At 60.6% G+C, this 12,125-nt stretch carries 22 protein-coding genes; 20 read left to right on the top strand and 2 right to left on the bottom strand.

Features of this window, described 5'->3' with window-relative positions; translation table 11 throughout:
- Positions 1-93 precede the first annotated feature (93 nt).
- Both BW975_RS07330 and BW975_RS07335 read right to left on the bottom strand, forming a co-directional pair.
- Positions 94-1,023 carry a mechanosensitive ion channel family protein gene (locus tag BW975_RS07330; protein WP_335743493.1) on the bottom strand — a complete coding sequence of 310 codons (930 nt, stop codon included), beginning with the start codon at positions 1,021-1,023 and terminating at the stop codon, positions 94-96.
- Between the two features lie 21 nt (positions 1,024-1,044).
- A complete protein-coding gene (locus BW975_RS07335) occupies positions 1,045-1,665 on the bottom strand; it encodes a 2OG-Fe(II) oxygenase family protein (RefSeq protein WP_076532296.1) in 621 nt (206 codons plus the stop codon).
- Between the two features lie 185 nt (positions 1,666-1,850).
- Here BW975_RS07335 and rpmC point away from each other — a divergent pair, with 185 nt between their 5' ends.
- The 20 genes from rpmC to rplQ all read left to right on the top strand — a co-directional run bounded on the left by rpmC (position 1,851) and on the right by rplQ (position 12,088).
- Positions 1,851-2,054 carry a 50S ribosomal protein L29 gene (gene rpmC / locus BW975_RS07340; RefSeq protein WP_076532298.1) on the top strand — a complete coding sequence of 68 codons (204 nt, stop codon included), beginning with the start codon at positions 1,851-1,853 and terminating at the stop codon, positions 2,052-2,054.
- A 12-nt stretch (positions 2,055-2,066) separates the two neighbouring features.
- Positions 2,067-2,297 carry a 30S ribosomal protein S17 gene (gene rpsQ, locus BW975_RS07345; RefSeq protein ID WP_076532300.1) on the top strand — a complete coding sequence of 77 codons (231 nt, stop codon included), beginning with the start codon at positions 2,067-2,069 and terminating at the stop codon, positions 2,295-2,297.
- Between the two features lie 78 nt (positions 2,298-2,375).
- Positions 2,376-2,744: a 50S ribosomal protein L14 gene (gene rplN / locus BW975_RS07350; RefSeq protein ID WP_076532302.1), complete on the top strand. Its 369-nt coding sequence runs from the start codon at positions 2,376-2,378 to the stop codon at positions 2,742-2,744.
- 1 nt (position 2,745) lies between these two features.
- Entirely contained in the window at positions 2,746-3,057 is a 312-nt protein-coding gene (gene rplX, locus BW975_RS07355) for a 50S ribosomal protein L24 (RefSeq protein WP_076532305.1), read from the top strand.
- The gene (gene rplE, locus BW975_RS07360; RefSeq protein WP_076532307.1) at positions 3,050-3,613 is read left to right on the top strand and encodes a 50S ribosomal protein L5; all 564 of its coding nucleotides are present in this window, start codon (positions 3,050-3,052) and stop codon (positions 3,611-3,613) included. The genes rplX and rplE overlap by 8 nt, the downstream gene beginning before the upstream one ends.
- A gap of 18 nt (positions 3,614-3,631) precedes the next feature.
- Positions 3,632-3,937: a 30S ribosomal protein S14 gene (rpsN, locus tag BW975_RS07365; RefSeq protein WP_076532310.1), complete on the top strand. Its 306-nt coding sequence runs from the start codon at positions 3,632-3,634 to the stop codon at positions 3,935-3,937.
- Positions 3,938-3,949: 12 nt separating this feature from the next.
- Complete coding sequence (rpsH, locus tag BW975_RS07370; protein ID WP_076532312.1) at positions 3,950-4,342, top strand: 30S ribosomal protein S8; 393 nt, start codon at positions 3,950-3,952, stop codon at positions 4,340-4,342.
- 12 nt (positions 4,343-4,354) lie between these two features.
- Complete coding sequence (gene rplF / locus BW975_RS07375; RefSeq protein WP_076532314.1) at positions 4,355-4,888, top strand: 50S ribosomal protein L6; 534 nt, start codon at positions 4,355-4,357, stop codon at positions 4,886-4,888.
- Positions 4,889-4,899: 11 nt separating this feature from the next.
- The gene (rplR, locus tag BW975_RS07380) at positions 4,900-5,259 is read left to right on the top strand and encodes a 50S ribosomal protein L18 (RefSeq protein ID WP_076532316.1); all 360 of its coding nucleotides are present in this window, start codon (positions 4,900-4,902) and stop codon (positions 5,257-5,259) included.
- 120 nt (positions 5,260-5,379) lie between these two features.
- Entirely contained in the window at positions 5,380-5,967 is a 588-nt protein-coding gene (gene rpsE, locus BW975_RS07385; RefSeq protein WP_076532318.1) for a 30S ribosomal protein S5, read from the top strand.
- Positions 5,968-5,970: 3 nt separating this feature from the next.
- Positions 5,971-6,159, top strand: a complete 189-nt coding sequence (gene rpmD / locus BW975_RS07390; RefSeq protein WP_076532320.1) for a 50S ribosomal protein L30 — start codon at positions 5,971-5,973, stop codon at positions 6,157-6,159.
- 84 nt (positions 6,160-6,243) lie between these two features.
- Entirely contained in the window at positions 6,244-6,501 is a 258-nt protein-coding gene (locus tag BW975_RS07395; RefSeq protein ID WP_212634876.1) for an ectoine synthase, read from the top strand.
- A 34-nt stretch (positions 6,502-6,535) separates the two neighbouring features.
- Positions 6,536-6,619 carry an ectoine synthase gene (locus BW975_RS18445; protein WP_418314333.1) on the top strand — a complete coding sequence of 28 codons (84 nt, stop codon included), beginning with the start codon at positions 6,536-6,538 and terminating at the stop codon, positions 6,617-6,619.
- 148 nt (positions 6,620-6,767) lie between these two features.
- On the top strand, positions 6,768-7,241 hold the full coding sequence (rplO, locus tag BW975_RS07400) for a 50S ribosomal protein L15 (RefSeq protein WP_076532322.1): 474 nt from the start codon (positions 6,768-6,770) through the stop codon (positions 7,239-7,241).
- A 129-nt stretch (positions 7,242-7,370) separates the two neighbouring features.
- Positions 7,371-8,738, top strand: coding sequence for a preprotein translocase subunit SecY (gene secY, locus BW975_RS07405; RefSeq protein WP_076532324.1), 1,368 nt, complete (start codon positions 7,371-7,373; stop codon positions 8,736-8,738).
- Entirely contained in the window at positions 8,739-9,386 is a 648-nt protein-coding gene (locus tag BW975_RS07410; protein WP_076532326.1) for an adenylate kinase, read from the top strand.
- 237 nt (positions 9,387-9,623) lie between these two features.
- Positions 9,624-9,992, top strand: coding sequence for a 30S ribosomal protein S13 (gene rpsM / locus BW975_RS07415; RefSeq protein ID WP_076533504.1), 369 nt, complete (start codon positions 9,624-9,626; stop codon positions 9,990-9,992).
- 15 nt (positions 9,993-10,007) lie between these two features.
- Positions 10,008-10,397: a 30S ribosomal protein S11 gene (gene rpsK / locus BW975_RS07420; RefSeq protein ID WP_076532328.1), complete on the top strand. Its 390-nt coding sequence runs from the start codon at positions 10,008-10,010 to the stop codon at positions 10,395-10,397.
- Between the two features lie 113 nt (positions 10,398-10,510).
- Entirely contained in the window at positions 10,511-11,527 is a 1,017-nt protein-coding gene (locus BW975_RS07425) for a DNA-directed RNA polymerase subunit alpha (protein WP_076532330.1), read from the top strand.
- A 135-nt stretch (positions 11,528-11,662) separates the two neighbouring features.
- Positions 11,663-12,088, top strand: coding sequence for a 50S ribosomal protein L17 (gene rplQ / locus BW975_RS07430; protein WP_076532332.1), 426 nt, complete (start codon positions 11,663-11,665; stop codon positions 12,086-12,088).
- Positions 12,089-12,125: the final 37 nt, after the last annotated feature.

Below are 12,125 nucleotides of genomic sequence, written 5' to 3' on the forward strand. Positions count from 1 at the left end.
CGCCGAGAGATCGGCGGGGGTTTTTTCTTGGACGGGTCATTTTTCAGATCGTTGTTGCGAGGCTTCGGTTCACGATCCGCGTGGGGGCCGGAGTTAAGCGTCCCGATCGCCGTGCGCGCGTGTCATCGCCAGCGGCTCCTTGAATGTCAGCGTTCGATAGGGGAAGGGTATCTCGATCCCCGCATCATCCAAGGCGCGTTTGACCGCAGCAACCACCTGATCGCGGGATTGGCGCACGGCCAGGGGCGTGGACCCGGTCCACCATGTTACTTCGAAGTTGATCGAAGACGAAGCGAACTCCTGAGCAAAGATTTGCACCGGTTTATCGTCACTGATGACGGTGTCGCAGCCCTGAACGGCCTGCGAAATAACGGAGCGCGCCGTATCGACATCGACGTCATAGGCCACGCCGCAGATGACCGTGACGCGGCGATGGTCCAAATGGGTTTTGATGGTTAAGGGGTTCTTGAAAAGGATCGAGTTCGGCACGATCACAAGCTGCCCGTCGGTTTGCCGAATATGGCTTTCTCGAATTGCGATGCGCGACACCTCGCCCTCGATATCCTCGCATTCCACGAAGTCGCCGATGCGCATTTCCTTTCGAAAGAGGATAATGATCCCGGCCAGGAAGTTCTCAAAGACATCCTTGAACGCAAAGCCGATGGCGACAGATCCGATGCCGAGGCCGGCGAGAATGCTGGCCGGGGTGAGGCCGGGAAAGAGAATGACAGCGGCTGTCATGATGCCCAGAACCCAGACCGCGATCGAGGTAAGCAGGGCAAAAAGCTCTTGCAAGCTTTTGCGCAGCCGGGTCCGTTCCAGCATGCGCGAGAGCAGGCTCGCCGTTATTTTGCTGACCAGCCAAGTCAAAAGGATCACCACAAGGGCGACAGCCAGGCTGGGTAAAACTTCTATCGAATTTCGCGCGATGCCGCGCAACTGGTCCAAGAGGATGTTGACAGGTTCCAGGGCACGTCTCCTTGCTGCGATGCACAATAACGCGGAAGGATCGAGATGGTTCAATATGGGCAGATTCGGACGGGCCTATCCCCAAGCGTAGTTGAAGCTCACGCTGATCCGGTCGTCCTCGCTCATATTCACCGGCACCTCGTGACGCAGCCACGACTCCCACAGCAGAACCTCGCCCGCCTCGGGCGCCTCATAGCGAAAGGCGCGCAACTCCTCGCGCGCATCTTTGCGGCGGGGTGGGGCGGCCATCATGCGGGCCAGGCGCGGATCTTCGAGTTTGAGCGCGCTGGTCCCTTCGGGCATGGTCACATAGGTCGTGCCGGAGATCACAGAATGTGGATGGATATGCGACGAATGGGTGCCACCTTCGGGTAGGATATTGATCCAAAGGCTGTCGAGTTTCAGCTTTTTACCGCCCAGATCAAATTCCAGATCCTCGGCAAACGCCGCGACATGCTTGTCCAGCACCTTCTCCAGATCGCGGAAAATCGGGAAGCGGTAGGGCAGATCGTCGAGCGAGGCATAGGATGTATAGCCCGGATAGCCGTTCTCTTCGCACCATTCCTGGCCCGCCTCGTCATCCTCGGCGATGGACCAGCAAGAGGCCTCCAGCTCGGAGGCGTCGATGGGTTTGCCCAGCTCGCTCAGCTGGGCGCGGTATAGACGGGTTACGAAGAGGGATGTTATATGTGCCATGCCTCGCGTCTTAGCGCAGGGCGGCGCCCATGGCGAGACCCGTTTGAACTATGGGGTTGCGCCGGACGTGGTGGCCCTCTATACGCGCCCAATCACGAATGATCTCCACCGGAATCAGGGTGACCAACTGCATCGCGACCATGATGCATGTCGGGCCCTCCAGTGATGTTGAAAGGAACAAGGCGATGGACGCCAAGGAACTACGCGAAAAGACACCGGATCAGCTGCGCGAAGAGCTGTCGAACCTGAAGAAGGCACAGTTCAACCTGCGCTTTCAGGCTGCGACCGGCCAGCTGGAGAATGCTGCGCAGATGCGCACCGCGCGCCGCAATGCCGCGCGTGTATTGACCATTCTCAATGAGAAAGCCGCTGCTGCGGCAGCAGAATAAGGAGCCTGCAAGATGCCCAAACGTATCCTCTCTGGCACCGTGACCAGCGACGCCAACGCTCAGACCGTTTCCGTTTCGGTCGAGCGCCGCTTCAAGCACCCGGTTCTGCAAAAGACGATCCGGAAGTCCAAGAAATACCGCGCCCATGACGAGAACAACACGTTCAAAGTGGGTGACAAGGTGCGCATCATCGAATGCCCGCCCCGGTCCAAGACCAAACGCTGGGAGGTTCTGGAGGGCTGAGCCCACCAAAACCTGCCACATTAATCGAAACCCCGGGGCAAGGGCCGCATCGCCCCCCGGTAGGTCGGGAGAAACCAAATGATCCAGATGCAGACAAACCTGGATGTTGCTGACAATAGCGGCGCGCGCCGCGTTCAGTGCATCAAGGTCCTGGGTGGTTCCAAGCGTCGTTACGCGAGTGTCGGTGACATTATCGTCGTTTCGGTCAAGGAAGCCATCCCCCGGGGCCGTGTGAAGAAGGGTGACGTGCGCAAGGCCGTCGTCGTTCGCACCGCCAAGGAAGTGCGCCGCGAAGACGGCACCGCAATCCGTTTTGACCGCAACGCCGCCGTGATCCTGAACAACGCAGGTGAGCCGGTCGGTACGCGTATCTTCGGCCCGGTGGTCCGCGAGCTGCGCGCCAAGAAATTCATGAAAATCATCTCGCTCGCCCCGGAGGTGCTGTGACATGGCTGCCAAACTGAAGAAAGGCGACAAGGTCGTCGTCCTCGCCGGTAAGGACAAGGGCAAGGAAGGCACCATCGCCTCCGTTGACCCGAAGGCCGGCAAGGCTGTTGTTGACGGCGTCAACATGGCCATCCGCCACACCCGCCAGAGCCAGACCGCACAGGGCGGCCGCCTGCCCAAGGCAATGCCGATCGACCTGAGCAACATTGCGCTGCTGGATGCCAAGGGCAAGCCGACGCGCGTTGGCTTTGACATCAAGGACGGCAAAAAAGTGCGCGTCGCCAAGACCACGGGGGATGTGATCGATGCTTGATACTGCAAACTACACCCCGCGCCTGCAGACGCAGTTCCGCGACGAGATCAAGGCCAAGCTGAAAGAAGAGTTTGGCTACACCAACGACATGATGATCCCTCGTCTGGACAAGATCGTGCTGAACATCGGTTGCGGTGCAGAGGCCGTGCGCGACAGCAAGAAGGCCAAGTCGGCTCAGGATGATCTGAGCACGATCGCTGGTCAGAAGGCCGTCGTGACCAAGGCAAAGAATTCGATCGCGGGCTTCCGCGTTCGTGAGGACATGCCCCTCGGCACCAAGGTCACCCTGCGCGGTGCCCGCATGTACGACTTCCTCGACCGTCTCATCACGGTCGCGATGCCCCGGATCCGCGACTTCCGCGGTGTTTCGGGCAAGTCCTTCGATGGCCGTGGCAACTATGCCTTCGGCATCAAGGAACACATCGTCTTCCCCGAGATCAACTTCGACAAGATCGACGAGTCTTGGGGCATGGATGTCATCATCGCAACCACGGCGAAGACCGATGCCGAAGCAAAGGCGCTGTTGAAGCACTTCAACATGCCTTTCAACAGCTGATCGGCGGAAGAGAGAGTTATGGCTAAGAAAGCAATGATCGAGCGCGAGAAGAAGCGCCAGAAACTGGTCGAGAAGTACGCCGCCAAGCGCGCCGCACTCAAAGAGATCATCAATGACGAGAGCAAGCCGATGGAAGAGCGTTTCCGCGCGACCCTGAAGCTGGCCGACCTGCCGCGCAACAGCAGTGCAACCCGTTTGCACAACCGCTGCCAGCTGACGGGTCGTCCGCATGCGTATTATCGCAAGCTCAAAGTGTCGCGTATCGCGCTGCGGGAACTGGGCCAGTCTGGCCTTGCTCCGGGCCTCGTGAAATCCAGCTGGTAAGGGAGATTTGAAATGAATGATCCTATCGGCGATATGCTCACGCGGATCCGCAACGCCTCGATGCGCGGCAAGTCCACGGTGATGACCCCGGCCTCCAAAATGCGCGAGCGTGTGCTCGGTGTTCTGGCGGACGAAGGCTATATCCGCGGTTTTGAAGCGACGACTGGCAAAGATGGCCACCCGGCCATCGAGATCAGCCTGAAGTACTTCGATGGCGCCCCCGTCATTCGCGAAATGAAGCGGGTCTCCAAGCCCGGTCGTCGCGTCTATCTGGGCGTCAAGGACATCCCTTCGGTCCGTCAGGGCCTCGGTGTGTCGATTGTCTCCACCCCCAAGGGTGTGATGTCGGATGCAAGCGCGCGCAGCCACAATGTTGGCGGCGAAGTGCTCTGCACGATATTCTAAGGAGGCCTGAATATGTCTCGTATCGGCAAATTGCCCGTCTCGCTCCCCGATGGTGTCACTGCGTCCCTCAGCGGTCAGCAGCTTGAGATCAAGGGGCCCAAGGACGCCAAGGTGTTCACGTTCACGGATGACGTCACGATCGCTATCGAAGATAGCAAGATCACCGTCACCCCGCGTGGCAAGTCCAAGCGCGCCCGCCAGCAGTGGGGCATGACCCGCACTGTGGTGGCCAATATGGTCCACGGCGCCAAGGAGACGTTCAAGAAAGAGCTGGAAATCCGCGGCGTGGGTTACCGGGCTCAGCTTCAGGGCAATGTCCTGAAACTGAACCTCGGCCTGTCGCACGACGTTGATTTTCAAATTCCGGAAGGTGTGACTGTTACCGTCCCCAAGCCCACCGAAATGGTGGTCGAAGGTACGGACAAGCAGCTCGTCGGTCAGGTCGCGGCAAATATCCGCGATTGGCGTCGTCCCGAGCCCTATAAGGGCAAAGGCATTCGCTACAAAGACGAGTATATCTTCCAGAAAGAAGGCAAGAAGAAGTAAGGAACGGGTAGATGGCAAACAGCAAAAGAAAACTGTTTCTGAAACGCCGCCTGCGCGTTCGGAACAAACTTCGTCAGGTCAATGCAGGGCGCATGCGCCTCAGCGTTCACCGCAGCAACAAGAACATCAGCGCTCAGCTGATCGACGATGCGAACGGCGTGACGCTCGCATCGGCCTCGACCCTCGAGAAGGATCTGGGCATGGTCGGCAAATGCAACGTCGAGGCGGCCATCAAGGTCGGCACGGCGATTGCCGAGCGCGCCAAGAAGGCCGGGGTGAGCGAAGCTTACTTCGACCGTGGCGGCTTCCTCTTCCACGGCAAGGTGAAGGCTCTGGCCGACGCCGCGCGTGAAGGTGGTCTGAAGATCTGATTTCAGCGTAGGCGGCCCCCAATTCGGGGCCGCCTCGATGATCCGGGGGCGCTTTTGCCCACCTGGATTGAGACATTACAGGCGCCAAGCGTTGCGCCGCCAAGATAAAGGATTTGCCACATGGCAAGAGATGACAACCGTGGCGGTGGCCGCCGCAACCAGCGTGAAGAGGCCCCCGAATTTGCAGACCGTCTGGTCGCGATCAACCGCGTTTCCAAAACCGTCAAAGGCGGCAAGCGCTTTGGCTTTGCGGCGCTCGTCGTCGTAGGTGACCAGAAGGGCCGTGTCGGCTTTGGCAAGGGTAAGGCCAAGGAGGTCCCCGAGGCCATCCGCAAGGCGACCGAAGCTGCCAAGCGTGGCATGATCCGCGTTCCGCTGCGCGAGGGCCGCACTCTGCACCACGACATGGAAGGTCGCCATGGCGCCGGCAAGATCGTGATGCGGACCGCCCCCCAGGGTACCGGCATCATCGCCGGTGGTCCGATGCGCGCCGTGTTCGAAATGCTGGGCGTTCAGGACGTCGTTGCGAAATCCAACGGCAGCCAGAACCCCTACAACATGATACGCGCCACCATGAACGGCCTGACCAAAGAGTCGAGCCCGCGTCAGGTGGCACAGCGCCGCGGCAAGAAAGTCGCCGACATCATGGCGACATCCGACGCGCCCGCCATCAAGGGCGAGCAAGCGCCCGTCGCTCAGGAGGGTTAAGACATGGCCAAGACTATCGTGATCAAGCAGGTGGGCAGCCCCATCCGCCGCCCCGGCGACCAGCGCGCAACGCTGATCGGCCTCGGCCTGAACAAGATGCACCGCGTGCGCGAGCTGGAGGACACGCCCAGTGTTCGCGGCATGATCAACAAGATCCCGCACATGGTCGAGATCTTGGAAGAGAAGGGCTGAGGTTTACGCTTCGCCCGCGAGATAAAAGCGCCCCGGCCTGCGATGGCCGGGGCGCTTTGCGTTCAGCCCACGGAGAATTCTGCCATGTTCGTCAAAACCTTGTCCGACACCCTTGGCACCGCCGATCACGTAACCGGTGATGCGTTTGAAAGTCGCCGCGTCTTGCTGGCCCGCGACGGCCTTGGCTATTCGTTTCACGATACGCTGATAAAGGCCGGCAGCACGCAGCACCTTGAATACAAGAACCATGTCGAGGCAAATTATTGCATCGCGGGCGAAGGCGAGGTCGAGGAGGTTGCCACTGGCCGCACCTGGCCGCTGACCCCCGGCACGATGGGATAACTATGACGCCCACATCATACGGGCACGAACCGACATGCGCCTGCTTTGCGTTTTTACCCCTGCGCTGGCCGGAACGGAAACGCATGACGCGGATGGCAGCTACAATCTGCCCGAGTAGGCCGCCGGCATCAGGCCGCCCTTGCGCGCCGCCGCTGCCCCCGCTATACGCGCCCGAGGTCGGCCGGATTGCCGACTCACAACCCAAGCAAAGCCGCGTTCGGCCGCTCCCGTCGCTGGGGGCCGCATCCGGCACAAGGAGAAGCGACATGAAATTGCATGAACTGCGCGATAATGACGGCGCAACGAAAAAGAAAAAGCGCATCGGCCGTGGTCCCGGCTCGGGCATGGGCAAGACCGGTGGCCGCGGTATCAAGGGTCAGAAGTCCCGCTCGGGTGTGGCCATCAAGGGCTTTGAGGGCGGCCAGATGCCGCTCTACCAGCGTCTGCCCAAGCGCGGCTTTACCAAGCCGAACCGCAAGGAATACTCCGTCGTCAATCTGGGCCTGATCCAGAAATTCATCGACGCGGACAAGCTGGACGCGGGCAAGACCATCACAGAGGACGCGCTGATCGAAGCGGGCCTCGTGCGCCGCAAGCTTGATGGGGTGCGTGTCCTGTGCAAGGGTGATGTAACGTCCAAGCTGACCATCGAAGTCACCGGCGCGTCGAAATCGGCGGTCGAGGCAGTCGAGAAGGCGGGTGGCAAGCTGACAGTCACAAGCGCCGAGAAGCCTGAATAGTCTGGCGGCCGAATAAGAGGTTGTGAGCGGCGGGCCCGCCGCTTACACACTCCGTAGTTTTTCAAAACACGCCGCCGGGCCGCTGGAAAACAGCACCCTGGCGGCGTTGTCATTTCGAGAGAGAGCCGAATGGTATCTGCAGCAGAACAAATGGCGGCCAACACCAGCTGGGCAGCGCTCGGCAAGGCCACCGATCTTCGCAAGCGCATCGTCTATACCCTGATGCTGCTGATCGTCTATCGTCTCGGCACCTGGATCCCGGTGCCCGGCATCGACGGCGTCGAGCTGCGTGCGTTCATGTCCGAAGCAGGGGCCAGCATCGGCGGCATGCTATCCATGTTCACGGGTGGTGCGCTTGGGCGGATGGGAATCTTTGCCCTTGGTATCATGCCCTATATCTCGGCCTCGATCATCGTCCAGCTGATGACCGCCATGGTCCCCGCGCTTGAGCAACTCAAGAAAGAGGGCGAGGCGGGCCGCAAGAAGATCAACCAGTACACGCGCTACGGCACCGTTTTCCTGGCGACGCTGCAGTCCTACGGCCTCGCCGTCAGCTTGCAGGGCGGTGATCTGGTCACCAATCCCGGCACGTTCTTTATCGTCTCCTGCATGATCACGCTGATCGGTGGCACCATGTTCCTGATGTGGCTGGGCGAGCAGATCACGGCCCGCGGCATCGGCAACGGTATCTCGCTGATCATCTTTGTCGGCATCATCGCCGAGGTTCCCGCGGCCCTCGCGCAATTCTTTGCCAGTGGCCGCTCGGGCGCGATCAGTCCCGCCGTGATCATTGGCGTGATCGTCATGGTGATCGCCGTGATCGCCTTTGTGGTGTTCATGGAGCGCAGTTTGCGCAAGGTGCATATCCAATACCCGCGCCGCCAGGTCGGCATGAAGGTCTATGATGGCGGCTCGTCGCACTTGCCGGTCAAGGTGAACCCGGCGGGCGTGATCCCCGCGATCTTTGCCTCGTCGCTGCTGCTGTTGCCGACAACGATCAGCGCGTTTTCGGGCGGGCAGGGCAGTAGCCCGATCATGTCGACGATCTTGGCCTATTTCGGCCCGGGCCAGCCGCTTTATCTGCTGTTCTTCACCGGCATGATCGTCTTCTTTGCGTATTTCTATACCTACAACGTCGCGTTCAAACCCGATGAAGTGGCCGAGAACCTCAAGAACCAGAATGGTTTCGTCCCCGGCATCCGTCCCGGCAAGCGGACGGCGGAATACCTCGAATATGTGGTCAGCCGCATCCTAGTCCTTGGCTCGGGTTATCTGGCGCTTGTCTGCCTTTTGCCGGAAATTCTGCGTGCGCAGTTCGCCATCCCCTTTTACTTCGGTGGCACTTCGGTTCTTATCGTCGTGTCGGTCACGATGGATACGATTCAGCAGGTGCAAAGCCATCTTCTGGCGCATCAATATGAGGGCCTGATTGAAAAGTCGCAGCTCGGCGGCAAAGGAAAGCGCCGCGCACGGCGCAAAGGGACAGGACGTAAGTAAATGAACATCATTCTTCTCGGACCGCCGGGCGCGGGCAAGGGCACCCAGGCACAGCATCTGGTCAAGACGCGGGACATGATCCAGCTCAGCACCGGCGACATGCTGCGCGAGGCCAAGGCCTCCGGCACCGAGATGGGCAAGAAGGTTGCCGAAGTGATGGCGCGTGGCGATCTGGTGACGGACGAGATCGTGATCGGCCTGATCCGCGAGAAGCTGGAAGGCGAGAAGGGGGGCGGCTTCATTTTCGACGGCTTCCCGCGCACCCTGCCGCAGGCCGATGCACTTGGAAAATTGCTCAAGGAAGAGGGCGAGAGCCTGGACGCCGTGATCGAGATGCAGGTGGATGACGAGGCGCTTGTGGACCGCATCACGGCCCGTTCCACCTGCGGCGGATGCGGCGCGGTCTATAACGACAATACCAAGCCGATCCCGGAAGATGGCGTTTGCACCAATTGCGGCAAGAAGGACGATTTTGTCCGCCGTGCCGACGACAACGAGGAGGCGCTGCGCAATCGCCTTATGGAATACTACAAAAAGACGTCGCCGCTGATTGGTTATTATTACGCCAAGAATATGCTGAGTACCGTCAATGGCCTCGGGTCGATGGAAGAAGTGACGGCCTCGATCGCGGGCATTCTCGACGCGTAAACGCACGGGTTCGCCGCAGCCCGGTAGGGTAGGCGCACAAGATTTGCGCGCTGCCCTTGACGCCCCCGGCAAATCCCCCTAACCAGCACCATCCCGCAAGGGACGCTGATTCATATGGGGTTTGCCCATACCGAATCGATCACCTGAATTCAGCTACGGCCCAGGGCGACCGCCTCGGGCCTGCGTTGTGAAAAAAGGGCCCGGAATTACGGGCTCGCAACGAAAAGGAATATGCACGTGGCACGTATCGCCGGCGTCAACATCCCGACGCATAAACGGGTTCCCATCGCCCTCACCTATGTCACCGGTATCGGCCATTCGACGGCCAAGACCATCTGCGACGCGGTCGGCATCGACCATTCGCGCCGCGTCAACGAGCTGAGCGACACCGAAGCCGTCCAGCTGCGCGAGTATATCGACGCGAACCTGACCGTCGAAGGCGACCTGCGCCGTGAGACGCAGATGAACATCAAGCGTCTGATGGACCTTGGCTGCTATCGCGGTCTGCGCCACCGCCGGAACCTGCCGGTTCGCGGCCAGCGTACCCATACCAATGCTCGCACCCGCAAAGGCCCCGCAAAGGCCATTGCCGGCAAGAAGAAATAAGGGAGGGCTCACGACATGGCACGCGATACCCGCCGCACGAAAAAGAAGGTTTCCAAGAACATCGCCACTGGCGTTGCGCATGTGAACTCTTCGTTCAACAACACCAAGATCCTGATCTCCGACGTTCAGGGCAATGCGATTGCATGGTCCTCGGCCGGCAGCTGTGGCTTCAAGGGCTCGCGCAAGTCGACGCCCTACGCCGCCCAGCTGGCCGCAGAAGATGCCGGCAAGAAGGCGCAAGAGCACGGCATGCGCACGCTGGAAGTCGAAGTGCAGGGCCCCGGTTCGGGCCGCGAGAGCGCGCTGCGCGCTCTGGCTGCCGTCGGCTTCAACATCACGTCCATCCGCGACGTGACGCCGATGGCGCATAACGGCTGCCGTCCGCCGAAGCGCCGCCGCGTCTGAGGCCACTATTTCAAGTGGGGCTGCGCATGTCCGCGCGGCCCCATTTACGTCATTTAGAAACCTCGGGCGTCTCGGCCGTCGGACATGCGGGCGGGACTGGTATGGAGGGACACATGATCCACAAAAATTGGGCTGAATTGATCAAGCCGACCCAGCTTGACGTCAAGCCGGGCAATGACCCGCTGCGTCACGCCACGGTCGTCGCCGAGCCGCTGGAACGCGGCTTTGGTCTGACCCTTGGCAACGCGCTGCGCCGCGTTCTGATGTCGTCGCTGCAAGGCGCGGCCATCACCGCCGTTCAGATCGACAACGTGCTGCACGAGTTTTCGTCGGTCGCGGGTGTCCGCGAGGATGTCACCGACATCATCCTGAACCTCAAGGGCGTTGCGCTCCGCATGGAAGTCGAAGGGCCCAAGCGCCTGTCGATCAGTGCCAAGGGCCCCGGCATCGTCACCGCTGGCGATATCTCGGACAGCTCGGGCATCGAGGTTCTGAACCGCGATCACGTGATCTGCCACCTCGACGAGGGCGCGGATCTCTTCATGGAGCTGACCGTCAACACCGGCAAAGGTTACGTCGCGGCTGACAAGAACAAGCCCGAGGATGCGCCGATCGGCATGATCCCCGTCGACGCGATCTACAGCCCCGTCCGCCGTGTCAGCTATGACGTGCAGCCCACCCGCGAGGGCCAGGTGCTGGATTATGACAAGCTGACGATGAAGATCGAAACCGATGGCTCGATCAGCCCCGATGATGCCGTGGCCTATGCCGCGCGCATTCTGCAGGACCAGCTGAGCATCTTCGTCAACTTCGACGAGCCCGAGTCCGCTGGCCGCCAAGACGACGAGGACGGTCTTGAGTTTAACCCGCTTCTGCTCAAGAAGGTGGACGAGCTGGAACTGTCGGTGCGTTCGGCCAACTGCCTCAAGAACGACAACATCGTCTATATCGGCGATCTGATCCAGAAGACCGAAGCCGAGATGCTGCGCACGCCGAACTTCGGCCGCAAGTCCTTGAACGAGATCAAGGAAGTGCTGTCGGGCATGGGCCTGCACCTTGGCATGGATGTCGAGGATTGGCCGCCCGACAATATCGAGGATCTGGCGAAGAAATTCGAAGACGCCTTTTGATGAATTCGCAGGTCGGGCCCTATGGTCCGGCCTGCAAATACCCGGGCACATGCCCCAAGGAGAGCGGCGCGGCACGCACCCCGCCGCCAGACAAAGCAAAACGGCCCGTAGAGGGCAAATCTAGGAGTATTACACATGCGTCACGCAAGAGGTTACCGCCGCCTGAACCGCACCCACGAGCACCGCAAGGCGCTGTGGGCGAACATGGCCGGCTCGCTCATCGAACATGAGCAGATCAAGACGACACTGCCGAAAGCCAAGGAACTGCGCCGCATCATCGAAAAGATGATCACGCTGGGCAAGCGCGGCGATCTGCACGCCCGCCGCCAGGCTGCCGCACAGCTGAAGCAGGACCAGTATGTCGAGAAGCTGTTCGCGGTTCTGGGCCCGCGCTACAAGGACCGTCAGGGTGGCTATGTCCGCGTTCTGAAGGCCGGCTTCCGCTATGGCGACATGGCCCCGATGGCGATCATCGAATTCGTCGACCGCGATCCGGCCGCCAAGGGCAAGGCCGACAAAGAGCGTGTCGCTGCCGAAATGGCGGATCTGGACGAAGAATAAGCGCCGCCCGAAAGGGCAGGTGACGAGGGCCCTCGCC

Source organism: Roseovarius nanhaiticus, from assembly GCF_900156535.1.
Taxonomy (GTDB): domain Bacteria; phylum Pseudomonadota; class Alphaproteobacteria; order Rhodobacterales; family Rhodobacteraceae; genus Roseovarius; species Roseovarius nanhaiticus.

Coding starts and splice junctions, on each gene's coding strand:
- BW975_RS07335 (WP_076532296.1), bottom strand. CDS start 1,665: ATGGCACATATAACATCCCTCTTCGTAACCCGTCTATACCGCGCCCAG.
- rpmC (WP_076532298.1), top strand. CDS start 1,851: ATGGACGCCAAGGAACTACGCGAAAAGACACCGGATCAGCTGCGCGAA.
- rpsQ (WP_076532300.1), top strand. CDS start 2,067: ATGCCCAAACGTATCCTCTCTGGCACCGTGACCAGCGACGCCAACGCT.
- rplN (WP_076532302.1), top strand. CDS start 2,376: ATGATCCAGATGCAGACAAACCTGGATGTTGCTGACAATAGCGGCGCG.
- rplX (WP_076532305.1), top strand. CDS start 2,746: ATGGCTGCCAAACTGAAGAAAGGCGACAAGGTCGTCGTCCTCGCCGGT.
- rplE (WP_076532307.1), top strand. CDS start 3,050: ATGCTTGATACTGCAAACTACACCCCGCGCCTGCAGACGCAGTTCCGC.
- rpsN (WP_076532310.1), top strand. CDS start 3,632: ATGGCTAAGAAAGCAATGATCGAGCGCGAGAAGAAGCGCCAGAAACTG.
- rpsH (WP_076532312.1), top strand. CDS start 3,950: ATGAATGATCCTATCGGCGATATGCTCACGCGGATCCGCAACGCCTCG.
- rplF (WP_076532314.1), top strand. CDS start 4,355: ATGTCTCGTATCGGCAAATTGCCCGTCTCGCTCCCCGATGGTGTCACT.
- rplR (WP_076532316.1), top strand. CDS start 4,900: ATGGCAAACAGCAAAAGAAAACTGTTTCTGAAACGCCGCCTGCGCGTT.
- rpsE (WP_076532318.1), top strand. CDS start 5,380: ATGGCAAGAGATGACAACCGTGGCGGTGGCCGCCGCAACCAGCGTGAA.
- rpmD (WP_076532320.1), top strand. CDS start 5,971: ATGGCCAAGACTATCGTGATCAAGCAGGTGGGCAGCCCCATCCGCCGC.
- BW975_RS07395 (WP_212634876.1), top strand. CDS start 6,244: ATGTTCGTCAAAACCTTGTCCGACACCCTTGGCACCGCCGATCACGTA.
- BW975_RS18445 (WP_418314333.1), top strand. CDS start 6,536: ATGCGCCTGCTTTGCGTTTTTACCCCTGCGCTGGCCGGAACGGAAACG.
- rplO (WP_076532322.1), top strand. CDS start 6,768: ATGAAATTGCATGAACTGCGCGATAATGACGGCGCAACGAAAAAGAAA.
- secY (WP_076532324.1), top strand. CDS start 7,371: ATGGTATCTGCAGCAGAACAAATGGCGGCCAACACCAGCTGGGCAGCG.
- BW975_RS07410 (WP_076532326.1), top strand. CDS start 8,739: ATGAACATCATTCTTCTCGGACCGCCGGGCGCGGGCAAGGGCACCCAG.
- rpsK (WP_076532328.1), top strand. CDS start 10,008: ATGGCACGCGATACCCGCCGCACGAAAAAGAAGGTTTCCAAGAACATC.
- BW975_RS07425 (WP_076532330.1), top strand. CDS start 10,511: ATGATCCACAAAAATTGGGCTGAATTGATCAAGCCGACCCAGCTTGAC.
- rplQ (WP_076532332.1), top strand. CDS start 11,663: ATGCGTCACGCAAGAGGTTACCGCCGCCTGAACCGCACCCACGAGCAC.